This is a genomic window from Staphylococcus arlettae (assembly GCF_002902345.1).
GTDB lineage: Bacteria > Bacillota > Bacilli > Staphylococcales > Staphylococcaceae > Staphylococcus > Staphylococcus arlettae.
The window spans coordinates 169555-193456 of sequence record NZ_PPQB01000005.1 but is presented as its reverse complement, the minus strand read 5'-3'; the positions used below and the strand labels follow the sequence as shown (position 1 = coordinate 193456).

Here is a 23902-nt window from a genome sequence, read left to right as displayed (position 1 = left end):
GGTCAGTAGGTTGAAATGTGTTTAATGCTATTAAGATAAAACCTATTAAGTTAAATAAAAATATGGAAAAATTTATTGGCTTTATAACGCTAATCACTAATGATATCGCTATAATCAACCAAGTTATTAAAAACAATATATCAAATATATTCGTTAACGGTAATTGTTGAGTCTGGTTGACATAGATAGATAAAGAGATTGTTTGTAATACCCAAACAATCCCTAAAGTAATAAAGCCCGTATTCCTTATTTTGAAATTTTTATTAAAAAAGTCATAAAAATAACAAGCAATACTAATTAAATATATCAGCAAAATAAGTTCATGAAACCTTATAAATAAAGTATCTTGCATACTATCACCATTTTTTTCGTCTATTCAAAACTAAGAATGTGACTTAATTTTTCTGCTGATTTTCTTCTTTGCTCTTCGTAAGGATGTTCAGCTTCAATATCAAAAATGTTTTGGAATAGCTCTAATTTTTCATTACTTTTCTTATCAGTACTAATTTCTTTAGCTTGTTTAATAGGATCTTTTAACATTTGATTAATGATACTTTTAGTATGCTTAGATACCACTTTGCGTTCATGTTCAGACAATCCTGGTAATTTGCGATCAATACTATCCATTGTTTCTGATTGAATAGTCATTGCTTTCTCTCTTAAGGCACGAATCACTGGAACTACTCCTAGCATGTTAACCCAGTCATTATGATTAGTAATCTCTTGTGGTATACGTTCGGCAATTGCATCTGCAGCTAATTGACGTTCTCTGAGATTGGCATCAACTAAACCTTTTAGGTCATCCACATCATAATTAAAAACATCTGGTAACGCAGTAATATTCGGTTCAATATCTCTTGGTACAGCAATATCAATAAGCACTAATGAATCCGCTTTTCTTGGGGCTTCAATCTGTTCTAGCATTTGATTAGTAATAACATATGACTCTGCACTTGTAGAGCTAATCACAATATCTGCCGAACTTAAATGTGCAGCTAAATCTGAAATTGGTGCACTCGCAACTTGATGTTTTTCAGCTAAACGTTGTGCTTTACTTTCAGTTCTATTGAAAATTGTAATATCGCTAACATCAGCACCTATTAAATTAAGTAGTGACAATTCACTCATTTCTCCAGCACCAACGATTAGTGCTTTTTTATGAGTTAATTTTCCGAATACTTTTTTTGCTAATTCAACCGCAGCATATGACACACTTACTGCATTGTCAGCAATATCTGTTTCATTGTGTGCTTTTTTAGCAAATGTGATTGCCTGTTTAAATAAATGGTTAAATATTGTTCCTGTTGTATCTTCTTCTTGGGCTTTAAAAAACGCATCTCTTAATTGTCCTAAAATTTGTGTTTCCCCTAATACTATCGAATCTAAGCCAGAAACTACACGCATAAGATGATTCACAGCATCATCCTCGACATGTACCTCTGTCATTGTTTTAATTTCTTCTACATCAAAACCAAAAGCACGTGCTAAAAAACGTTGTATATAATAACGTCCTGTGTGAATTTGGTCGACAATAGCATACACTTCCGTACGATTACAAGTTGATAAGATTACATTTTCTAAAATAGATTTAGTTTCAAATAAATCAACATTTGCTAAACGTATGGCATCTTCTTTAAAAGCAACTTTTTCTCTTAATGCTACATCGGCAGTACGATGATTTACACTAATTGCAATAAAATGCATCTATAACGCCCTCCATACATAATCCAATAATTAAATTATAACACATCTAATTTGTGAGTTAAGTATGTTGCGCCTTTAAATTAGAAGAATTATAAAGTAAATTCAAATATTTGTCATAATTACTGCCCTAACGGCCATTATTTCATAATTTTAAGTATCTTTTAATAATGATTATAAATAAGAAGCAATAGTATTCCAAATAATTTTTTGCTTATTATTTTTCACTGCTGAATAGCTTATTATTTGATCTTCGGGTTCCATCTCTAATTTTTGTTGAATGTTATCTAAATGCTTTTGTACTTTGCCTTTGGCAATTTTGTCTTCTTTCGTAGCAATTACCAACGTTGGCAACTCGTAATATTTTAAAAAGTTATACATTAAAATATCATCTTCAGTAGGATTGTGTCGTAAATCAACAAGTTGAATTACCAGTTTCAAACTATCACGTTCAGTTATATATTGTTCTATCATTTTACCAAAAGCTTCACGTTGCTTTTTACTTACTTTAGCATAACCATACCCTGGTACATCTACAAAAACCAATTGATTATCAATATTATAAAAGTTGAGTGTTTGTGTTTTACCAGGTTGTTGTGATGTGCGTGCCATATTTTTGCGACCAATCATACTGTTAATAAATGATGATTTTCCAACATTAGAGCGTCCACTTAATGCTACTTCACTTAGTCCTGTTTCAGGATATTGCTCTGATTTTACTGCACTAATCAGTATTTCTATTTCATTTGGATTAATATTCATAATTGACCCACTTTCATCTAATTTAACCATTTAATTATAGTATAGAACATCTCAGAATGCGATGGCTTATCACAATTAATCATAACATGTTCACAAAATAAAAAAGAAGTGAGACAGGAATCAAATAAAAATCATTTGAGTTCCTATTCTCACTTCTATATAACATCATCATTAGACTATATAGCGCTTATGCTGATGTTTGTTCATTATTAATTAAATTGCCTTCTTTGTCGTACAATTCAGGCTCTTTTTCTTCATTGATAGTCTCTTCAGTAATTTTAACCTTAACAACGCCGTCAGTAGATGGCACATCATACATGATGTCTATCAATGCTTCTTCAATAATAGAGCGTAAACCACGAGCACCTGTTTTACGTTCTATAGCTTTGTTACTAATCGCAGCTAATGCTTCGTCGGTAAATTCTAACTCAACATCATCCAATTCAAGCATTTTAACATATTGTTTTACTAATGCATTTTTTGGTTGAGTTAAGATATTTTTCAACGCTTCAACATCTAATGTTTCTAAGTTAGCTACAATTGGGACACGACCAATGAATTCTGGAATTAAACCATAAGCTTGTAAATCTTCTGGTCTAATTTGTTCAAGAATTGCATCTTCATCATATTTAGAAGCTTCACTACTTGCAAAGCCAATAACCTTTTCACCTAATCTACGTTTAATAACTTCATCAATACCATCGAATGCACCACCAAGTACAAACAAAATATTAGAAGTATCAATTTGGATTAATTCTTGGTTTGGATGTTTACGGCCACCTTGTGGCGGAACACTAGCAGTAGTACCTTCAAGTATTTTCAACAATGCTTGTTGAACGCCTTCACCTGACACATCTCTTGTAATCGATGTATTTTCTGATTTACGCGCGATTTTATCGATTTCATCGACATAGATAATTCCTTTTTCAGCTTTATCAATATCGAAATCTGCTGCTTGGATTAAACGTAATAAGATGTTTTCTACATCATCACCAACATACCCTGCTTCTGTTAAACTTGTTGCATCTGCAATCGCAAAAGGTACATTTAATGTTTTTGCTAAAGTTTGTGCTAATAGTGTTTTACCACTACCTGTAGGTCCGATTAAAGCAACATTACTTTTTTGTAACTCTACTTCATCTTCGTTAGGACCTAACTGTTGGATACGTTTATAGTGATTATATACAGCCACCGCTAATGATTTTTTAGCTTTTTCTTGACCAATTACATAATCATTTAATTGATCCATAATTTCTTTTGGAGTTGGTAATTCAGTTAAACCTTCTGGTTCAGCTTGAGCTAATTCTTCTTGAACTATTTCTGAACATAATTCAATACACTCATTACAAATATATACGCCACTTCCTGCAACTAATTTCTTCACTTGATCTTGATCTTTGCCACAGAAAGAACATTTTAAATTTTCTTCATCTTCATTGAACTTGAACATTCTATTTACACCCCTATTCCCTAAAGACTATACTAGATAGCATTTTAATATGCAAACAGTTAAAACTACAAGTTATTTGCACATAATAGTGAAGCAGATACATCATAATTAATGCATCTGCTACTCAACAATTTTGTATTATACAGCTTTACATATTATACAACTAATAATCTGCTCAACTTATTAAACTTGTATTATGCTTCTTCGTCTTCTTTAGTTGGTTCTACTAATTTAGCTTCGTCAACTAATAAGTCAATAACTTTTTGAATACGTACATCATTTTTTACGATATCTGTATTGCCAAGTGTTTGTTTAATATCTTCAACTGAGATATTAAACTGTTCACTCATTTTTTCTAATTCTTTATCGATATCTTCATCTGAAACTTCTACATTTTCAGCTTCAGCGATAGCAGTAAGTGTTAAGTTTGTTTTAACACGTTCTTCAGCATCGTCTTTCATTTGTTCTCTTAATTGAGATTCGTCTTGACCAGAAATTTGGAAATAAGTTTCAAGATTTAGACCTTGTTGTTGCATACGTTGACCGAATTCTTGAACCATACGATCTAGCTCTGTATTAACCATAGCTTCTGGAATATCTACTGTTGTATTATTCGCAGCTTTGTTAATTGCTTCTTCTTTTTGAGCATTTTCAGCATCAGTTTCTTTTTGTTCAGCTAAACGTTTACGAGTGTTTTCTTTGTATTCTGCAACTGTGTTAGCTTCTGAATCTAATTCATTTGCAATTTCATCAGTTAATTCTGGAACTTCTTTGTATTTCACTTCGTTAACTTTAGTTTTGAAAGTTGCTTCTTTACCAGCTAACTCTTCAGCATGATATTCTTCTGGGAATGTAACGGTAACGTCTTTTTCTTCTCCAGCTTTCACACCAACTAATTGTTCTTCAAATCCTGGAATAAACATTCCTGAACCAATTTCTAAGTCATAGCCGTCAGCTTGGCCACCTTCGAATTGCTCACCATCAACATAACCATCAAAATCGATGTTTACAGTATCGCCATTTTCAATAGCTGCATCTTCTTTAACAACCATTTCTGATAAATGACCTAATTGATGGTCAATTGATTCTTGAATTTCTTCTTCAGTTAATTCAGTAGATTGTTTTTCAATTTCTAGACCTTTATAGTCTCCTAATTGAACTTCTGGTTCTACAACAACTGTTGCATCGAATTTGAAGTCGCTACCTTTTTCAATTTGTGTTACATCAATTTCAGGTTGATCTACTGGTTTAATACCAGTTTCGTCAATTGCTTCACCATATGCTTCTGGTAATAAAATATCAGCTGCATCTTGATATAAAGCTTCTACGCCAAAACGTTGTTCAAAAATTTGACGAGGTACTTTTCCTTTACGGAAACCAGGTACGTTGATTTGTTTTACTACCTTTTTAAAAGCTTGATCTAAAGCTTTGTCTAATTTTTCTGCTGGAACGGTAACTGATAATACACCTTCGTTACCTTCTTTTTTTTCCCAAGTTGCTGTCATGTATAAAAACCTCCATGATTATCCTATTTTATTTTTTCAACTACATTAGTATATCACACGTGTTGTGCCTACACAAATGTTGAACTTCGTTCTTTGCATTTTATTTTAATTATATAATTTAGCATAAATATGTTAACGGTTATTGTCTACCCGAATTCTATTAAATTACTCTAGTTGATCTAACCGTTGAATAAATTCACTTACCTCATCTATTGATTGAGGTTGTACAATACCTAACATGGATTTAAAGTAGTTTTCATATGCCTTAATCCACTGTGGAACAGAACCAATTGTTTGGATGTCAATTGGGTAGAGTAATATTGCATGATTATTCATAACATGTAATGCCTCTTCAAGTAATTGTGTACCTTCATCATCTAAACACTTTACAACTTCAGGTATTACTTGTTGTTTCATGGTTGTGTGTTCTAAGCCTGGTAAGTCTTTAGGAACTAGTGATAAATTTTGATTGAATTTGCTAATATGCACTACTTCTTCATATTGTGCAAAACGTAAATATTCTAACATTATAGAAATAACATTATTCCGAATATCAGTGTTGTTCAATAAACTGGCTACTGTATCTTTATAACTATATTGACTATTGTCTATCAATGTTAAAATAGTGTTAATTTGGTCACGTATCTCTAAAGTATCAAATTGTTGTAATTGTGAAGCTACTTGCGCATTATGTTGCTCCAATTGGCTTAGTGCATAAGACTTGAGAGGTAATAATTCCATGCGTGTTTTATGATTTTGTACTTCATCTATGATTTGGTCAATGACCTCGATGGCTTCAAAATATTGACCTAAGCCATTTAAACTTTCCACATAATATATGACTAATTCATCATAATTCGTAAAACCTTGCTTTAATAATATAATTGCTTCTTCTCTTAATTCTAAAAAATGATTCATACGATATAACATTGAACACTTCAATAATGACAATGTTTCGTCTAATTCAAAATGCTCCTCATAATTATCAAACAAAGAATACATTTCCTCTAAATCATCTTGATTATAAGCTATTTTAATATCACGAATTAATTTATCTTTTGACCGAGGAAAAGGAATGATATCAGACATGTAATCCACCTCTACTGTAATGCTTCTAAAATCAATGCACTCCAAGTTTCAAAATCATCATAATTTTCAATACTACCTTGTTCTACCCACTTGATTTTTAATGTATCCGTCTCCTTAACTTCAACATCTTTTGAATCTACGGTTATTTTAAACAAGACTCCTAAATGAACTTCTCCCACTTCATTTGTATCGTCATTAATAAAACCTATGTATTGTAAATTTTGTGTTTTTTGTTCAGATAAACCAATTTCTTCTTCTAACTCACGTTGTGCATTGATACGTAAAACTTCATTTATTGATGCAGCTCCTACGATATCATTCATATGACCACCGACACCTATAGAAGATTGTCCATGCAACCGTGATTCGCCTCCACCACTCAAGCGATCATAAACCAAAATTTGACCCTCTTCATTTTGCAACAAACAATACGATATTAACTGTTTGTACGTTGGATCTTCTTCCATATCTCCACGACGTTTCACTTCATATTGTGACAATGTCTCAAAAATTTTTGAGCCTTTTTGGCCATTGTTAGACAGAAAACCATTAAATTGATTTTTTTCATTATTAAATAATATAGTTCTTGGTACTACTGTAATCATTTCATCAAACTTTGACATGATAATCTCCTTAAGATACGACTTCACAGTTATTTTATCAAAACTCTGATACATCTCAAAATAAAAAAGAGATGCAGTCATACCACATCTCTTTTTTAGTAAATATTATTTTAAAGCTTCTTTTGCTTTAGCAACTAATTCACCGAAAGCTTTGTCGTCTGAAATTGCGATTTCAGATAACATTTTACGGTTCACGTCGATTTCAGCTTTTTTCAAGCCGTTCATTAATTTTGAATAACTAATGTCGTGTTGACGTGCAGCAGCGTTAATACGTGTAATCCATAATTTACGGAAATCACGTTTTCTTTGACGACGGTCACGGAATGCATATTGTCCTGATTTCATTACTTGTTGTTTAGCTACTTTGTATAACGTACGTTTTGAACCAAAGTAACCTTTTGCTAATTTGATCGTCTTTTTACGACGAGCTCTTGTTACTGTTCCACCTTTTACTCGTGGCATAATAAATTCCTCCTCAAAATTGTGTTAGATCTTTTTAATGTCAAATTTCACTCTAAAATCGCTCGATTATTTTTTATACGCTAATAATTGTTTTACACGTTTCATATCTGATTTGTGTACTAATCTAGCTTTACGTAATTGGCGTTTTTGTTTTGTATTTTTGTTTGCAAATAAGTGAGATGTGAAAGCTCTTGAACGTTTTAATTGACCTGAACCAGTTCTTTTAACACGTTTAGCAGCTCCACGGTGTGTTTTCATTTTAGGCATGATACAATTCCTCCTGTGTTTTCAAAAATTATTTTTCAGCAATTGGCGTTAACATGATAAACATTTGACGCCCTTCCATTTTAGGTCTTTGCTCAACAGTAGCAATATCTTTACATTCTTCTGCAAATTTTTCTAATTGACGTTGACCAATTTCTTTATGCGTAATTGCACGACCTCTAAAACGAATAGAAACTTTACATTTGTCGCCTTTTGATAAGAACTTACGACCATTCTTTAATTTAGTTTGGAAGTCATGTTCTTCAATAGTTGGGCTTAAACGAATTTCTTTTACATTAATCGTTTTTTGTTTCTTTTTCATTTCTTTTTCTTTTTTCTGTTGTTCGAATTTATACTTTCCGTAATCCATAATTCTTGCAACAGGTGGTTTAGCGTTAGGAGCAACTACGACTACATCTAAACCAACTCTATCAGCCATTTCAAGTGCTTCATTTTTGGCTTTAACACCAATTTGTTCACCATCTTGACCGATTAATCGTAATTCTTTTGCGCGAATCTTTTCATTAACTTGAGTCTGATCTTTAGCTATGGTTGACACCTCCAAGATTTTTACGAAATTATCCCAAGCAAAAACAGAGCGAGTATACAAGATACCCGCTCTGCTTCACACATGTCTTTGCATGTATTATTGACCTGCCAACAGCTTGTTGCGTCGCTACAGGTGAGAAGCGGGAGCTTCTTCTTGGTACGTTTCGTATTCAACGTTACTAATATTACCAGTAACCACGACAATAGTCAATAGTTTTTATTATTTATTTTCAGTTGATTTCATATCAACATCTTGGCTTAAGTTTACTTTATCTAATGGAATCATTTTTGTTTTATAGCGTAATTTGTGATAAATAAAGAATGCTAAAAATACTGGAATACCCATGTATGTGATGACAAAACGATTTAAATTAAAATCACCTGTTTTAATGAAATCAACATCCTGTCCTACAATAACAAGCACACATAAAACGCCTGCGAATATTGGCCCAAATGGGAAGAGTTTCGCTTTATATTTTAATTTAGATTTATCATAATTTTGTTTATCAAACGCTTTTCTAAAGCGATAATGACTGACTGCTATTCCAACCCAAGCTATAAATCCAGTCATACCACTCGCTGCCACGATATATTCATAAGCATCGCCACTAATATGTTGTAATAAGAATATAGCAATAACTATAAGTGCTGTTACTAACAATGACATGTATGGCACACCATATTTATTTGTTTTGCCAAAAATAGGAAATGCTAGTTTATCTTTACTCATAGAATATAACATACGTGTTGAAGCGTACATACCGGAATTACCGGCAGATAATACAGATGTTAAAATAACTGCATTCATAAATGATGCCGCAAATGCTAACCCTGCATTTTGGAATACAAGTGTAAACGGAGAAGTCGCAACACTAGTATCGCCACCCATTAAAGCATCACTGTTGTATGGAATCAACATTCCAATTACAAAAATAGCTAAAATGTAAAACAATAAAATTCTCCAAAAGACTTGTTTAATCGCTTTTGGTACTGCACGTTCAGGATTTTCTGATTCACCTGCCGTTATCCCAATTAATTCTGTTCCTTGGAATGAGAATCCAGCAACTAAAAACACACCTAGAATAGTCAACAAGCTACCGCTGAAACCATCACCTAAAATTGGTCCTTCTCCAGCTGTGAATGTTTCGAATCCTACAAATTTGCCGCCCATAATACCAACTATTGTTAACAGTCCTATGACAATAAAAATAATTACAGTGACTACTTTTATTAAAGCAAACCAATATTCACTTTCACCATATACTCTAACAGATAATGCATTAAGTCCAAAAATTATAATTAGGAATAGACAACTCCATCCCCATGCTGGCAGCCCTTGTAATGGTGACCAATATTGAACAACTTGTGCCGCGATTGTCACATCTGCTGCAACGGTAATAACCCAGTTAAACCAATAATTCCAACCTAATGCAAATCCCAAAGATGGATCTACAAAGCGAGTAGCATAGGTACTAAATGAACCTGACACTGGTAAATATGTAGCCATCTCTCCCAATGATGTCATTAAGAAGAAAACCATTGCACCGATAATTGCAAATGCTAATAACGCTCCAAGTGCACCAGCATCATGAATTGCACCACCAGAAGTCATAAACAATCCAGTACCGATACAACCACCAATTGCAATCATTGAAATATGACGATCTTTAAGTCCTCTTTGTACACCGCCATTTTGATTCGTATTATTTCCCATATAAGCTTCCTTTCTGAAATGCTTAGAGGTTTACACTGATATGACTTTATAATTACTCCTTCATTACATCCAGTTCATTCCCCATTGTAACTGTTGAATCATGTAATATAAAAAGGTTACATACCCATTTGATATGCAACCTTTTTTATCATATATATAGGTAGCACTTCACATGTGTGACAGTCCAGTTCCTTTCGATAACTGGCCCAATAAATAATACTAATGGTTATTATTTATTTCGGCATTTTTACCTTTCACTTGCTCAACAATTGTTCCATCAAACACTTGAACAGTTACTAATTAAAAACGCAACCTCTAACTCAATTTTTTTATTCATTTATTTCACTAACACTCAATATACATGATTTCTCAAACTGTTTCAATACTATCTTGCTTTTTTAAGTCTGATTTCATCAATTAAGCTCCAAATGAAGTCATCACGTTCAATAGTTTCTTGATCTTGTGATCCGTATTTGCGTACATTCACTTCGTTATTCTCTACTTCTTTGTCTCCAACTACGAGTTGATATGGAATTTTTTGCATTTGTGCTTCTCTAATTTTGTAACCCATTTTTTCATTTCGATCATCAATCTCTACTCTTACACCTTGTGATTTTAGCTCATCTTGTAAGCTTCGTGCATAATCATAATGTAAGTCTACATTGACTGGAATGATTTCAACTTGCTTAGGTGCTAACCATGTTGGGAATGCGCCTTTTGTTTCTTCAGTTAGGAAAGCAACAAAGCGTTCCATTGTTGATACTACACCTCTATGAATAACTACTGGTCTATGTTGTTCACCGTCATTACCAATATATGTTAAATCAAATTTTTGTGGTAGTAAGAAGTCTAATTGTGCAGTTGATAGAGTTTCTTCTTTGCCCATTGCAGTTTGAACTTGAACGTCTAATTTAGGACCGTAGAATGCAGCTTCACCTATAGCTTCAACATAATCTAATCCTAATTCATCCACTGCTTCTTTCAACATATTTTCCGCAGTATTCCACATTTCATCATCGTCAAAATACTTTTCTTTATCGGCTGGATCTCTATAGCTTAATCTAAAGTTATAATTTTCAAAGCCGAAATCTTCATAAACTTCCATAATTAAATTTACTACTCGTTTAAATTCCTCTTTGATTTGGTCAGGTCTCACAAAGATATGTGCATCATTTAAAGTCATACCACGCACACGTTGTAAACCTGAAACCGCACCACTAGATTCATAACGATGCATTGTACCTAATTCTGCAATACGTATAGGTAATTCACGATAAGAATGCGGTTTGTTGGCATAAATCATCATATGGTGTGGACAGTTCATTGGTCTTAAAACCATTTCTTCTTGCTCATCTAATTTCATCGTTGGGAACATATCTTCTTGATAGTGGTCCCAGTGGCCAGATGTTTTATATAAGTCAACATTCGCCATCACTGGTGTATAGACATGGTCATAACCCATACTTACTTCTTTGTCGACAATATAACGTTCAATTTCACGACGAATAGTTGCGCCATTTGGTAACCATAATGGTAAACCAGCACCTACTAATGGATTGTTTGAGAAAAGTTCTAAATCCTTACCAATTCGACGATGGTCACGTTCTTTACGCTCTTCTAGCATTTGTAAATGTGCTTTTAAATCTTTTTTATCGAAAAAGGCTGTACCATAAATACGTTGCAACATTTTGTTGTTGCTGTCACCACGCCAATACGCACCAGCAGTTGATAGCAATTTGAATTCTTTAATTTTTGCAGTTGATGGTACATGTACACCACGACATAAATCAGTAAATTCACCTTGACTATATAATGTTACTGATTCATCTTCTGGAATCGCATCAATTAATTCTAGTTTATATGGATCATCTGCGAAAAACGTTTGAGCTTCTTGGCGTGAAACGACTTTACGTTCAATCGGGAAGTTTTCATTAACAATTTGTTTCATTGTTTTTTCAATTTGTTCGAAGTCATCCGAAGATATAGATTGTTCCATATCAAAATCGTAGTAGAATCCACCATCTATTACAGGACCTACACCAAATTTCACATCTCCGTATAGTCGTTTAAGTGCTTGTGCCATTAAGTGAGCTGTTGAATGGCGTAGCACTTCTAACGCTTCTTCACTACCAGGTGTCACTATTTCAATGTCACCATCAGTTTCTAACGGACGCGTTAAATCCACTAATGTATTATTGAATTTACCCGCTACAGCTTTTTTTCTAAGTCCTGGACTAATTGATTGTGCGATGTCTTCAGTTGTTGTTCCTTTATCAAACGCTTTATTATTACCATCTGGAAATTGAATATTTATTTGATCCATGTTTATTTACCCTCCATTAAAAATTCAAGTTCTTAATCAAAATAAAACAATAGAAAAAGACCCCATCCCAATAAGGGACGAGGTCTTCGTGGTACCACCCTAATTCAACATATATGTCTGACAACAATATGTTAACTCTACATAAGATAACGGTCTTGAGCCGAGTGTTCATTACAAACACTATCTAGGAGGGAGTAATAACTAAATATAATAGTCATATTCTCATCAACTAATGACTTGCTGTATATTAGTGATTTAATTATCATGTCCTCATTTTGTATTATTTTGATTTAGATTTACTTACATTATACAACATTTACTGTAAATTTCAAACATCTCTATAATTCTCGCCATCTAAATAGTAAGGTGTAGCTAATGTCTTAATTCGCTCCATGATACGAGCAGCTTTTGTAAGTTCTGTACCATCACGGGTCACTGATAAATGATGTTGTAATTCTTTGAAGTTATAGTTAGAACTAAAGAACGTTGGTAACTCTTGGACCATACGATAATGTAAAATCGGTCCAATAATTTCATCACGTACCCACGGTGTAATTTCTTCAGCACCTATGTCGTCTAACATTAAAATATTAGCTTCTCGCACTTTAGCTAGCTTTGTTTCAAATGTGCCATCTTTAAAACCACTTTTCAGAGTGCGAATAAATTCAGGCAAATAAATAATAGTTGATGGTATTTTTTTCGTTTTAAGTTGGTTGGCAATTGCCCCCAAAATAAATGATTTACCTGTCCCAAATTCACCATGTAAATACATGCCCTTGATATTAGCATCTTGATTTGCAATCGCGTTACAAATATCATCTGCTGCACGTGCGACTTCTAATCGTTTACCTTTTAAATAAATATCTTTTAATTTTGCATTTAATGTATCACGTTGCATATGATGTGAAGTAATTAACTGGGCGTTGTATTTTTCTTCGTCATGTTTAACTTTACAAGGACAAGGCAAATAACGAATTTTAATATGTTGATTGTCTATATACAATTCTGGAACGTGACCTTTAACGAAGTTCGGGCAGTCGTTAAAACTATGACCATCATAGTGCTTTTGTTGGTCCTTATATTCTTGTAGCACATTTAAATCCTCATCAATCATCGCATTGGTTAATTCAGCCTGATGTTGTTCTAAAAATTGTTTAACATCATGATCATTTACTACATCATGTTTAATTTTTGCAATACGTTTAAACAACTGATTAGAGTCACCCATTATTTGATCGAAACGTTTCATTCGTCATCTTCCCCCCATCTCTCTTTTAAATGTTGTAAGAAAGCAGCTCTTTCTTGATCTTCCTCTTCATTATTATCATTATCTACCTTTTTATTATTATCATCACTTTCAGTCGATGCTTGTTGTTCTCGCTCCAACAACCATTTTGGAGTCATTTCTTTAGAAGCTAATTGGTGCTTTTTGTATCGTGATTGTGATGAGGCAACGCGTGTCTCTGGTTTAGGTTGATTTACTTTTAGTGCGTGTTGATATGCTTGTTCTGCAGTACTAATTCCTAATTTTTTCCAATTTGAAGCTATCTCCAATATATATGCTTTAGGTAATTTCATATCTTCTTTTAACATAACAAATTGTAATAAGATGTTAATTACTCCAAATGACATTTTTTCTCGTTCTACCAACTCTTCCACCATTACTTTTTGTTGTGTAGTTGGTTCAGAACTAGACCAAGATGCTAACATTTCTATTGGACTCGTATTTTCTAATTGTTGTAACCAATTTTTATCATCATCATTTTGTTCTGCTGATGGTTTCGGCGCTGTAATTTGATCTTTTTGTTGTAGCGAAGGTAAATGTTGTTCATGTTCCATTAAATAATACGTGCGCGCATATTTTCTTATATCTTCGAATGATAACTGTTGTGCACTTGTAATTGACTTTAAGATAATACGTTTCATAGCTTCAGGTGTTAAACCATATAATGTAGCTAATTGAATAATTAAATGTTTAGCTTCTTGAGTTATTATTTCTTCGCTAATGAAATGTGTTTGAAGAAGGTCGTACAACGTTTCAAAATCAAAATTCACTGCCGATAAATCCAGACCTTTATATGTAGATTCTTGTGGCATTTGACTTACATCTTCTACTAAATTACCTTTAGGCAATTTGAACACATCAGTATACTTGCGTGTGATTTCTTGGAATTCAGTTAAATCTATAGCAGTAGATGTTTCAAAATCTGATTTTAGTTGATGGTAACGTTGCTTATTGACTTCATTATACAAAAAGATAGATAACATTGGATCACTGAAAAATTGACGGGCAGTAGGTGGTTGCACTAATTTATAAACAAATGATGAAGTGTTATCTTCATGTTTTACAAAGCTTTTTACTAAACCAATGCCCTCTAAAATATCCATTTGTTGTCTAAACTCTTTTAAATTAATTTTCAATTCACTCATAATAATGTAATGTGTGTTTACTTGATTAGATGTTGACTCAACAAATTGGTTTAAATAATGCAAAAGCCCAATTGCACTTGAGCCAACTAATGGCGTAAATAAACGATTTAAAATAGCTAAATTATGGTTTGTTAGCTGAAAGTCTCGTTTAACTTGAAAATCATCTTGTGGTCTCAGCCCAAATTTAGCAGATTGTAACCCCATTTATGAATCACTCCGTTTATTTTCAGATAAGATACCTTGCATAGATTGCAATAATTGATCGACATCTTTAAACTCTTTATATACTGATGCAAATCTAACATAGGAAACTTGATCTACATGCATCAATAAATTCATCACATATTCACCGATTTCTCTCGACGAAACTTCAGCTTGTCCTATATCACGTAATTGCCATTCAACACTATTTGTTATCTCTTCTAATTGTTCGTAGCGCACTGGTCTTTTTTCGCACGACCGTACTAAACCATTTAAAATTTTTTCACGTAGAAACTGTTCACGTGTGCCATCTTTTTTCACCACTATAAGTGGACGTTTTTCTATATGTTCAAATGTGGTATATCTTGTACCACATTGTTCACATTCTCTTCTTCGGCGAATCGCATTTACTTCATCCGCATGTCTAGAATCAACAACACGGGAATGCGTCGCGCTACATTTCGGACATTTCATGGTACTTTCACCCTCTTTTGTAGATTACGCCTTATTATACTATAAAATAATATGATACAAAAGAATCCTTATTATTATCTAGTTTATACTAGCAAATAAAAATAAATGCCAATCCCTTCTGGGTTTGGCATTTATTTTTATCTTTATCTAATATTTACGAATTAACTTGAAACTACCTTCGAATTTTCTTTCAATGATTCACCAATTTGAGCTGCTATTTCAACGACACGATTTGAATAACCCCACTCATTGTCGTACCAAGCAATCACCTTAACTTTTTTATCCCCCATTACTAAAGTGCTTTGAGTATCGATAACAGCTGAATGTGGATTTGTATTAAAATCAACTGACACTAATGGTGCATCTTCTGTAGCTAATACACCTTGCAAGTCGTTTTCTTTAAATGCTTGATTTATGTCATCTACTGTAACATCAGTTTCTAAATCAACGACCAAATCTACTAACGATACATTTTTAGTTGGTACTCTTAAAGCCATACCATGCAATTTACCATCTAATTCTGGCATTACTTCTTTTAATGCTTTGGCAGCGCCAGTTGATGTAGGTATTATGCTTTCATTACAGGAACGTGCTCTTCTTAAATCTTTATGTGGGTTATCAATATTATTTTGATCATTAGTAATTGCATGTACAGTTGTCATTAGACCATTTACAATACCAAATTTATCATTAAGTACTTTCGCCACAGGGCCAATGCAATTCGTTGTACAAGAAGCATTACTGAAAATATCATATTGTTCAATATCAAGATCGTTATTATTCACGCCTTTAACGATCATTTGAACATCTCCACCTTTTGATGGACCTGTCAATAACACCTTTTTAGCCCCAGCAGTTAAATGTGCACTTGCTTTATCACCGTGATTAAATTTACCAGTAGCTTCAATAACAATATCGATATCTAACAACTTCCATGGTAGATTTTCAGGATTACGGTCAGCAAGTAATTTAATTTCATGCTCATCTACTTTAATGCCGTGATCCGTTGGTTCTACTTTTAAATCATATGTACCATGAGTTGTATCATAATTAATTAAATGCGCTATTGTTTCAGGTGGATAGCTCGCATTAATTGCTACCACATTTAAATTTTTATTTTTCAAAGCAATTCTTAAGGCCATTCGACCTATTCTGCCCATTCCATTAATTGCAATATTCGTTGTCATAAGAAGCACTCCTCACCTATGTGTTATACTTTATGTGATTAGTATAACATAAATATTGCTAATTGAAAGCGTTTTCTAAACAAAAAAATAAAAAATCACTACAGAAATAACATTTTCCCATAGTGATTTTTTAATTTATGACTCACTGCTATCTAAATAACCTTCTTCAATTAATAACTGCTCTAAATTTTGTTTAAGTTCGAGCTTAGAATCTCGATTATCGATGACATGATCAGCCATACGTCGTTTTTTATCAATGGAAATTTGACTTAGCACACGTGCTTTAGCATCTTCTAGTGACATATCATTTCTTTCCATTAATCGATCTATTTGGATACTTTCTGATGTATAAACTAACCATACTTCATCAACAGTTTCTTGTAAGTCATTTTCATAAAGTAAAGGAATATCCATAATGACATTGTACCCCTCTGCTAAAAATTGATCTTTTTCTTCATCCATAATTGTTCTAACAATAGGATGTACAATTTCGTTAAGTTCCAATCTTTTTTCAGGGTAATTAAACACAATATCGCCAACATACTGTCTATCCATTTCCCCGTTCTCAGCAATAGCCTCATCACCAAATGCTGCTTTAACTTGGGCTAAACCTTCACTACCTTTAGCAACAGCTTTTCGAGAGGCAACATCTGCATCAACGATTTTAAAACCATGGATTTCTAATAATTCAGCTACAGTTGATTTTCCGGTTGCAATCCCACCTGTTAGTCCTATAACTTTCGGCATCTTTCTCACGCTTCCTTTATTTTTGACATGTTGGACAGAAATGACTATTTCTCGTCGCAATAACTTGGGTAGCAATCATCGAATTACACACCTTACATGTCTTTTGTTTATATACATTTAAATGTAGTTGCATTGTACCAGTATTACCATCAGCATGACGATAATCTGAAATGCTTGTTCCACCATTTTTAATACCCTCTTCAAGTACTTCTCGAACATATAAAAACAGCATTTCTCGTTCTTGATGATTTAAATCTTGAGTCTTTCTAGCTGGATGAATACCTGCACGAAATAGCGCTTCACAAGCATATATATTACCACAACCAGAGATGACACGGTGATCTAAAATCATTTGTTTAATAGGTTTATCATAATAACGTTTGTGATCAAAACACGCTAAATAATAATTTAACGCGTCATGATCAAAAGGCTCTGGCGCAATTTGTAAAAATGACGGGTATGCTTCGAAGGATGGAACATTACGTATTTCTCCAAATCGTCGAATATCCGAATAAACTAATTGTTTCCCATTACTCAATTCAAAGATTACGTGCCAATGCTTACGATAATTTTCGACTGGTATATCATCTACATGATTTACAATAAAGAATCCACCAGCCATACCTAAATGACTAATCAAAATACGCGTCGCGCCATCTTTTTCTAAATGAAATACAATGTATTTACTGCGTCGTTCGATAGCATCGATGACATAACCTTCCGTAAAGGTTTGGAACGTATCTAAAGCCATACCTTTAATAATTGTTTCACGCTGTTGCTTTTTACCTTCGATAACTTTAGATGAAAATATGACGCGGTTTATCTTTTCACCTACGACATAGGGTTGTATGCCACGTTTGACGTGTTCAACTTCTGGAAGTTCTGGCATATTATTCCTTCTTTCTATTTTGCATCATACCATGTATCACCGTAACTTGTTTCTACTAAAAGTGGTACATCAAGTGATAATGCATTATCCATAATATCTTCTATAAATTTACTAAATTCTTCTACTTCATCACGTGGTAGTTCAAATATTAATTCATCGTGAACTTGTAATAATAATGTTGCGTTAAATGTTTGATCTTGAATGGCTTGATCATAATTCACCATAGCTAATTTAATAATATCAGCTGCACTGCCTTGAATTGGTGTATTCATTGCCGTTCTTTCTGCAAAACTACGCAAGTTAAAGTTACGGCTAGTAATATCTGGAATGTAACGTCTACGATGCAATAGTGTTTCTACATATCCTTGAGCTTTAGCATCTTTTACTATATCTTGCATATATTGTTTAACTCCAGGAAAACTATCTAAATAATCATCTATAAATTGTTTTGCTTGCTTTCTAGTAATACCGAGACTTTGACTTAGACCGTAATCACTAATGCCGTACACAATACCAAAATTTACTGCTTTTGCTTGTCGGCGCATCAAACTATCAACTTCATCTGGTGATACATCAAAAACTTTAACCGCTGTTGCAGTATGAATATCTTCATTATTTTTAAAAGCTTGAATCATACTATCATCTTGCGTGATATGCGCTAACACTCTTAATTCAATTTGTGAATAATCCGCAGACAAAATTACGTTATCTTTTGATGTAGGTCTAAACGCTTTTCTAATACGTCGCCCTTCTTCTAATCGTACTGGAATATTTTGTAAGTTTGGATCTACTGAGGACAAACGACCTGTTTGTGCTAATGTTTGATTGAATCTAGAGTGAATACGATTATCTTCGCTAATAACTTTTTGCAAGCCTTCAACATACGTCGATTGTAATTTAGATAACTGACGATACTCTAAAATATAATCTATGATAGGATGTTCACCTTGTAATTGTTCCAAGACATCAACAGCAGTTGAATAACCTGTTTTAGTTTTTTTAATGACAGGTAATTCTAATGTTTCAAATAACACAACTCCAAGTTGTTTAGGTGAGTTAATATTAAATGACTCTCCTGCCGCATCATGTATATTGGCAATAAGTGTATCTAATTTCTGTTGTATTTCTATTTCCATTTCTTTTAATGCTTGTCCATCTGTGTATATACCTGTCTCTTCCATGTTACTTAAGATGCGTGCTAATGGTAATTCCATATCTTGTAATAGCGCAACTTGATTAAATTCTTCTAATTGTGCTTGCATGTGTGACGTTGCTTGATAAACAGCATGTATAATAGCTGCGACATAATCATTTAACGTTTCACTTTCTGGCACTTGGCGTTTTTTGCCTTTTCCATAAATCGATACACTTGATGGTACAAAGTGTTGATTGTAATGTGACACTACTGATTGAACATCATCTATCGCTCTTGATGGGTCAATAATATAAGATGCTAACATCGCATCGAACACAATGTTTTTAATATTTATGTCTAATCTATGGGCAGCAACGTATGTTTTTTTAGCATCGTAAACTATTTTTTTAGTCTCTTCATTTTCGAGCCATGCTACTAACTCACTGTGCTGACTTAGTGTTGTAGCATCTATCACAACATGATTTACGCCATCATACAAACCGAATTTCAAAATAGCATCTTTTAAATAATTGCTATCTTCCAATTCAATATGAATTGTCGCCTCTGATAATTGAGAAAAATTAACTGCTGAAAAATCTGTCATTACCTCTAACTCTAATTGCTCTTCTTGGCTCTGACCACTATCAACATCTAATTGTTCTAGTAATTGTTTAAATTCAAGTTTTTTAAACAATTCTATTTTTTCACTTTCATCTTGTTCTTGTGGCATAGCTGTATCATTCAGTGAGACTTTGAGAGGACTATTACAATTTATCGTTGCTAGTTTCTTACTCATTAACGCATCGTCTTTACTTAGTTCTAGCTTTTCTTTTAACTTTTTACCAGAAACTTCATCTATATGGTCATATAAGTTTTCGACAGTTGTAAATTGCGATAATAATTTTATCGCTGTTTTCTCGCCTACACCTGCAACACCAGGAATATTATCTGATGTATCGCCCATTAAACCTTTCATATCAACAATTTGCTCAGGTGATAAACCATTATATTTCTCAGCTATAAACTCTGGAGTATAATGATCAACATCAGTTATCCCTTTTTTAGTATAATAAATCGTTACTTTATCTGTTGCCAATTGTGTTAAATCTCTATCACCAGTAACAATAATAGTTTCGAAATCTGCATCATTTGCTTCCTTACTCAACGTACCGATAATATCATCAGCTTCATAGTTGTCTAATTCATAACGTGTTATACCATATGCATCTAAAAGTTGTCTAACATAAGGAAATTGTTCACTTAATTCTGGTGGTGTTTTTTGTCTACCACCTTTATATTCTCCATAAGTTTCATGTCTGAAAGTTGTTTTACCTGCATCAAAAGCCACTAAAAAGTGTGTCGGTGCTTCATCTTTTATGATTTTCTCTAATAACATTGCAAAGCCATACACTGCATTTGTATGGATGCCAGCTTTATTTTGTAATAATGGTAATGCATAAAAAGCACGGAAGCTTAAACTATTACCATCTATTAAAATTAACTTTTTCACCATATTAACCTCCAGAACTGTTTTGATATACATTTTATCATATTCTTAATTGATACCGTACTGATTCGTTATATGAATTTATATAAAAAGCAGGAGTAAGACAGAAACCAAAGTCACAATTTGATTTCACGTTTTACTCCCACATTTTAATAACTTTCTTATTTAATTATTGCACATCAAAAAACACTACTTTAAACGTCGATCCTTCATTCAATTGACTATTCACACTAATACGTCCATTATGTGCTTCTATAATATGTTTCGTAATTGATAGTCCTAGACCTGTACCACCAGAATCTCTACTTCGTGCTTTGTCGACACGATAGAACCGCTCAAATATATGTTTTTGATCTTCTTCACTAATGCCCATACCAAAGTCTTCTACTTCTAATATACTCTTATGTCCATCTTTATAGACGCGTACTATAATATCACTATCTACTGTAGAATAGCTAATTGCATTAGATAACAAGTTTAATACTACTTGGGCAATTTTTCCTTCATTCGCATCAATTATAATATCAGGTGTAATTTCTCTGATTATATTAATGTTTTTCTGCTCGGCAATAGTATAAACATTTTCAATCGTTGTTTCTACAATGTCAGTCAAACTAATATACTCAGTTTCCAATTCAGTTTGTTGCTCAACATGCGACAAATCCAACAAATCAAAAACTAATGTTTCAATTCGATCTGATTCTTTCAAAATAATTTTCAAGAAATCATCTAATGATTGCGGATCATTTTTCGCACCGTCCAATAACGTCTCAGCAAATCCTTTAATAGAAGTAATAGGTGTTTTCAATTCGTGAGACACATTAGCTACAAATTCTCGTCGTAAATTTTCTAATTTCTTCAAATTTGTAATGTCATGTAATACGATAACCATGCCATATAAATTCTTTTTAGTCCGAGATAAAATTGGAACACACGCTGCATCGAAATATTTTTCATGCACTTGTCCTATATTTAACTTCACTTGTTCGTAAATTGGTTTTTCAACTTTAAAAGCTTCAGTAATCAGCTCATGTATTGCTGGATCAATAAACTCTACATAACTTTTATGTTCTGCAGTTTCTTCAGGTGTAAATACCTCATAATACGTTTTATTAGCAACAACTATTTCACCATATTTATCAATCATTAAAATAGAGCTTGGAATATTTTCTACTGTAGTTTTTAAACGATTGGACTGTAATTTTTGTTTATGATTTAAACGCTGCAACTTACGTGCTAATTCATTTGTAGTAACAAATAATTCTCGCGTTTCTTTCACATTACTTTCTGGTACACGGACATGGTAATAACCATCTGCAAGCAGATTAGTAGCATACGTCACTTCATTAATTGGTCTAATATAAGTTCGATCAATACTGCGCACGACTAGAAATATAATAATTAATACAAACAAGCCAATGAGCGATATATACTTCCACAATTGAATTTGCAATTCAATAATTTCGTTATTGACGCCACTAATTAATACACGATAATCATCCACATCACTCTTAAAAGTAAATCTTCGGTCACTATTTACTTCGTCATAAATTAAATTTGTTGGGTTGGCTTCATTTAAAATTGCTTGATTAATTTTGACGTCATCTTGATGCGAAAATAATGACTTTTTACTATTCATAATTTTAATAGTCAAATTTTCGTTTTCAGCAAGTGCTTCTAATTCATGTTGTTTATCGTTTTTATACAAATGTACAAAGTGACGTGCTTTCTTTTCCATATCTCCTTCTTGTCCTACTGCAACAGTAGAATAAATCACATGAGAAATAATTGCTCCTAAAGCAATAAAACTCACAATTGTAATCGTACATAATAATAACAATAGCCGTTGGTGAAATTTAAGCATTAAACCTTAGGTCTTTCCATTTTATAACCCAAACCACGCACTGTTTTGATTAACTTTGGTTGTTTAGGGTTCTCTTCTAACTTATCTCTTAAGTGGCTAATATGTACATCTACAATTCTTGAATCTCCAGCAAATTCGTAATTCCAAACAGAATTCAACATATGCTCACGTGTAATTACTCTGCCTTGACGTTCAATTAAATATAAGAGTAATTCAAATTCTTTTGGTGTTAATTCAAGTAATTCATCATTTCGATAAACTTCAAAATATTCTGGTTTTATTCTAATAGACCCAATAATTATGTCATCCTCATCAATACCAGCCGGTTCAGCTTCGGCAATCATTGCAGAACGACGTAAGATTGCTTTCACTCTAGCAACAACTTCTCTAGGTGAAAATGGCTTTGTCATATAATCATCTGCACCGAGCTCTAAACCTAATACACGATCAAATTCATCATCTTTTGCTGTTAACATTAAAATAGGTACTAAATTTTTGTCAGTTCGTATTGATTTACACACTTCAATACCATCTTTTTTAGGTAGCATAACATCTAAGACAATTAAATCTGGATTGGTGTTGCTAACTTTTTCTAATGCTTCTTCTCCATCATATGCTACTTCTACTATGTATCCTGCTTGTTCTAAATTATATTTCAGTAACGTTACGATTGATTGTTCATCATCTACTACAAGTACTTTTTGTGACATAGTGTACCTCCATATTTATGTTTACAATTTAATTATAACTTAAAATTTAATAAAAATAACACACATTATAATATTTTTACACAAATTTTACAAAATATATGATTCGCAATATATATACAATAATCGTGATTTCCATGCAACACTCACAGTATGTGCTTTATTACTATTTTCATAATTCCCTAGAAGTAGTAGCTCAAACAATTCTTAATAATATCTTAACATTATTTTAAATTTTTTAAACTGATATGGTTATTTATCACCTAACTACATAAAGAAAGTCATTAAAAAGCCCAACTAAATAATAACTACTTAGTTG

General features: G+C 32.9%; 20 protein-coding genes, 1 pseudogene, 1 riboswitch and 1 other annotated feature. All 21 genes and pseudogenes read right to left on the bottom strand.

Features of this window, described 5'->3' with window-relative positions:
* Nucleotides 1–352 (bottom strand): annotated as a pseudogene (locus CD036_RS13235) (cytochrome C assembly protein); the annotation flags it as partial.
* A 20-nt stretch (nucleotides 353–372) separates the two neighbouring features.
* Nucleotides 373–1704, bottom strand: a complete 1332-nt coding sequence (gene hemA / locus CD036_RS01080; RefSeq protein ID WP_002510269.1) for a glutamyl-tRNA reductase — start codon at nucleotides 1702–1704, stop codon at nucleotides 373–375.
* A gap of 171 nt (nucleotides 1705–1875) precedes the next feature.
* Complete coding sequence (yihA, locus tag CD036_RS01075; RefSeq protein WP_002510268.1) at nucleotides 1876–2463, bottom strand: ribosome biogenesis GTP-binding protein YihA/YsxC; 588 nt, start codon at nucleotides 2461–2463, stop codon at nucleotides 1876–1878.
* A 187-nt stretch (nucleotides 2464–2650) separates the two neighbouring features.
* A complete protein-coding gene (gene clpX, locus CD036_RS01070; RefSeq protein ID WP_002510267.1) occupies nucleotides 2651–3913 on the bottom strand; it encodes an ATP-dependent Clp protease ATP-binding subunit ClpX in 1263 nt (420 codons plus the stop codon).
* Nucleotides 3914–4107: 194 nt separating this feature from the next.
* Nucleotides 4108–5418, bottom strand: a complete 1311-nt coding sequence (gene tig, locus CD036_RS01065; RefSeq protein ID WP_103387828.1) for a trigger factor — start codon at nucleotides 5416–5418, stop codon at nucleotides 4108–4110.
* 165 nt (nucleotides 5419–5583) lie between these two features.
* Nucleotides 5584–6507, bottom strand: coding sequence for a hypothetical protein (locus tag CD036_RS01060; protein ID WP_103387827.1), 924 nt, complete (start codon nucleotides 6505–6507; stop codon nucleotides 5584–5586).
* Nucleotides 6508–6518: 11 nt separating this feature from the next.
* Nucleotides 6519–7130: an NUDIX domain-containing protein gene (locus CD036_RS01055; protein WP_103387826.1), complete on the bottom strand. Its 612-nt coding sequence runs from the start codon at nucleotides 7128–7130 to the stop codon at nucleotides 6519–6521.
* A gap of 105 nt (nucleotides 7131–7235) precedes the next feature.
* The gene (gene rplT, locus CD036_RS01050) at nucleotides 7236–7592 is read right to left on the bottom strand and encodes a 50S ribosomal protein L20 (protein WP_002510263.1); all 357 of its coding nucleotides are present in this window, start codon (nucleotides 7590–7592) and stop codon (nucleotides 7236–7238) included.
* A 66-nt stretch (nucleotides 7593–7658) separates the two neighbouring features.
* Nucleotides 7659–7859 carry a 50S ribosomal protein L35 gene (gene rpmI, locus CD036_RS01045; protein WP_002510262.1) on the bottom strand — a complete coding sequence of 67 codons (201 nt, stop codon included), beginning with the start codon at nucleotides 7857–7859 and terminating at the stop codon, nucleotides 7659–7661.
* A gap of 28 nt (nucleotides 7860–7887) precedes the next feature.
* Nucleotides 7888–8415: a translation initiation factor IF-3 gene (gene infC / locus CD036_RS01040; protein WP_002510261.1), complete on the bottom strand. Its 528-nt coding sequence runs from the start codon at nucleotides 8413–8415 to the stop codon at nucleotides 7888–7890.
* A 25-nt stretch (nucleotides 8416–8440) separates the two neighbouring features.
* Nucleotides 8441–8567, bottom strand: a sequence feature (ribosomal protein L20 leader region).
* Between the two features lie 58 nt (nucleotides 8568–8625).
* The gene (locus CD036_RS01035) at nucleotides 8626–10119 is read right to left on the bottom strand and encodes an amino acid permease (RefSeq protein ID WP_002510260.1); all 1494 of its coding nucleotides are present in this window, start codon (nucleotides 10117–10119) and stop codon (nucleotides 8626–8628) included.
* A 153-nt stretch (nucleotides 10120–10272) separates the two neighbouring features.
* Nucleotides 10273–10445: riboswitch (Lysine riboswitch) on the bottom strand.
* A 59-nt stretch (nucleotides 10446–10504) separates the two neighbouring features.
* Nucleotides 10505–12442, bottom strand: coding sequence for a threonine--tRNA ligase (gene thrS, locus CD036_RS01030; RefSeq protein WP_103387825.1), 1938 nt, complete (start codon nucleotides 12440–12442; stop codon nucleotides 10505–10507).
* 328 nt (nucleotides 12443–12770) lie between these two features.
* On the bottom strand, nucleotides 12771–13691 hold the full coding sequence (gene dnaI / locus CD036_RS01025; protein ID WP_002510258.1) for a primosomal protein DnaI: 921 nt from the start codon (nucleotides 13689–13691) through the stop codon (nucleotides 12771–12773).
* On the bottom strand, nucleotides 13688–15076 hold the full coding sequence (gene dnaB / locus CD036_RS01020; RefSeq protein ID WP_103387824.1) for a replicative helicase loading/DNA remodeling protein DnaB: 1389 nt from the start codon (nucleotides 15074–15076) through the stop codon (nucleotides 13688–13690). Before dnaB ends, dnaI begins: the two co-directional genes overlap by 4 nt.
* The gene (gene nrdR / locus CD036_RS01015; protein WP_002510256.1) at nucleotides 15077–15547 is read right to left on the bottom strand and encodes a transcriptional regulator NrdR; all 471 of its coding nucleotides are present in this window, start codon (nucleotides 15545–15547) and stop codon (nucleotides 15077–15079) included.
* A gap of 161 nt (nucleotides 15548–15708) precedes the next feature.
* Nucleotides 15709–16734: a type I glyceraldehyde-3-phosphate dehydrogenase gene (gene gap / locus CD036_RS01010; protein ID WP_103387823.1), complete on the bottom strand. Its 1026-nt coding sequence runs from the start codon at nucleotides 16732–16734 to the stop codon at nucleotides 15709–15711.
* A gap of 135 nt (nucleotides 16735–16869) precedes the next feature.
* Nucleotides 16870–17481, bottom strand: coding sequence for a dephospho-CoA kinase (coaE, locus tag CD036_RS01005; protein WP_002510254.1), 612 nt, complete (start codon nucleotides 17479–17481; stop codon nucleotides 16870–16872).
* Nucleotides 17482–17497: 16 nt separating this feature from the next.
* Nucleotides 17498–18370 (bottom strand): bifunctional DNA-formamidopyrimidine glycosylase/DNA-(apurinic or apyrimidinic site) lyase, encoded by an 873-nt coding sequence (gene mutM / locus CD036_RS01000; protein ID WP_002510253.1) that lies wholly within the window; start codon nucleotides 18368–18370, stop codon nucleotides 17498–17500.
* A gap of 14 nt (nucleotides 18371–18384) precedes the next feature.
* Complete coding sequence (gene polA, locus CD036_RS00995) at nucleotides 18385–21015, bottom strand: DNA polymerase I (RefSeq protein ID WP_031266816.1); 2631 nt, start codon at nucleotides 21013–21015, stop codon at nucleotides 18385–18387.
* A gap of 166 nt (nucleotides 21016–21181) precedes the next feature.
* Complete coding sequence (pnpS, locus tag CD036_RS00990; protein ID WP_103387822.1) at nucleotides 21182–22876, bottom strand: two-component system histidine kinase PnpS; 1695 nt, start codon at nucleotides 22874–22876, stop codon at nucleotides 21182–21184.
* Nucleotides 22876–23586, bottom strand: coding sequence for a response regulator transcription factor (locus CD036_RS00985; RefSeq protein ID WP_002510250.1), 711 nt, complete (start codon nucleotides 23584–23586; stop codon nucleotides 22876–22878). The genes pnpS and CD036_RS00985 overlap by 1 nt, the downstream gene beginning before the upstream one ends.
* Nucleotides 23587–23902 lie beyond the last annotated feature (316 nt).

What these genes read in the sequence shown, in the direction of transcription:
- thrS (WP_103387825.1), bottom strand. Translation starts at nt 12,442, where the DNA reads ATGGATCAAATAAATATTCAATTTCCAGATGGTAATAATAAAGCGTTT.
- dnaB (WP_103387824.1), bottom strand. Translation starts at nt 15,076, where the DNA reads ATGGGGTTACAATCTGCTAAATTTGGGCTGAGACCACAAGATGATTTT.
- pnpS (WP_103387822.1), bottom strand. Translation starts at nt 22,876, where the DNA reads ATGCTTAAATTTCACCAACGGCTATTGTTATTATTATGTACGATTACA.
- mutM (WP_002510253.1), bottom strand. Translation starts at nt 18,370, where the DNA reads ATGCCAGAACTTCCAGAAGTTGAACACGTCAAACGTGGCATACAACCC.
- yihA (WP_002510268.1), bottom strand. Translation starts at nt 2,463, where the DNA reads ATGAATATTAATCCAAATGAAATAGAAATACTGATTAGTGCAGTAAAA.
- CD036_RS01035 (WP_002510260.1), bottom strand. Translation starts at nt 10,119, where the DNA reads ATGGGAAATAATACGAATCAAAATGGCGGTGTACAAAGAGGACTTAAA.
- nrdR (WP_002510256.1), bottom strand. Translation starts at nt 15,547, where the DNA reads ATGAAATGTCCGAAATGTAGCGCGACGCATTCCCGTGTTGTTGATTCT.
- CD036_RS01055 (WP_103387826.1), bottom strand. Translation starts at nt 7,130, where the DNA reads ATGTCAAAGTTTGATGAAATGATTACAGTAGTACCAAGAACTATATTA.
- tig (WP_103387828.1), bottom strand. Translation starts at nt 5,418, where the DNA reads ATGACAGCAACTTGGGAAAAAAAAGAAGGTAACGAAGGTGTATTATCA.
- coaE (WP_002510254.1), bottom strand. Translation starts at nt 17,481, where the DNA reads ATGCCGAAAGTTATAGGACTAACAGGTGGGATTGCAACCGGAAAATCA.
- CD036_RS00985 (WP_002510250.1), bottom strand. Translation starts at nt 23,586, where the DNA reads ATGTCACAAAAAGTACTTGTAGTAGATGATGAACAATCAATCGTAACG.
- rpmI (WP_002510262.1), bottom strand. Translation starts at nt 7,859, where the DNA reads ATGCCTAAAATGAAAACACACCGTGGAGCTGCTAAACGTGTTAAAAGA.
- rplT (WP_002510263.1), bottom strand. Translation starts at nt 7,592, where the DNA reads ATGCCACGAGTAAAAGGTGGAACAGTAACAAGAGCTCGTCGTAAAAAG.
- hemA (WP_002510269.1), bottom strand. Translation starts at nt 1,704, where the DNA reads ATGCATTTTATTGCAATTAGTGTAAATCATCGTACTGCCGATGTAGCA.
- gap (WP_103387823.1), bottom strand. Translation starts at nt 16,734, where the DNA reads ATGACAACGAATATTGCAATTAATGGAATGGGCAGAATAGGTCGAATG.
- clpX (WP_002510267.1), bottom strand. Translation starts at nt 3,913, where the DNA reads ATGTTCAAGTTCAATGAAGATGAAGAAAATTTAAAATGTTCTTTCTGT.
- CD036_RS01060 (WP_103387827.1), bottom strand. Translation starts at nt 6,507, where the DNA reads ATGTCTGATATCATTCCTTTTCCTCGGTCAAAAGATAAATTAATTCGT.
- dnaI (WP_002510258.1), bottom strand. Translation starts at nt 13,691, where the DNA reads ATGAAACGTTTCGATCAAATAATGGGTGACTCTAATCAGTTGTTTAAA.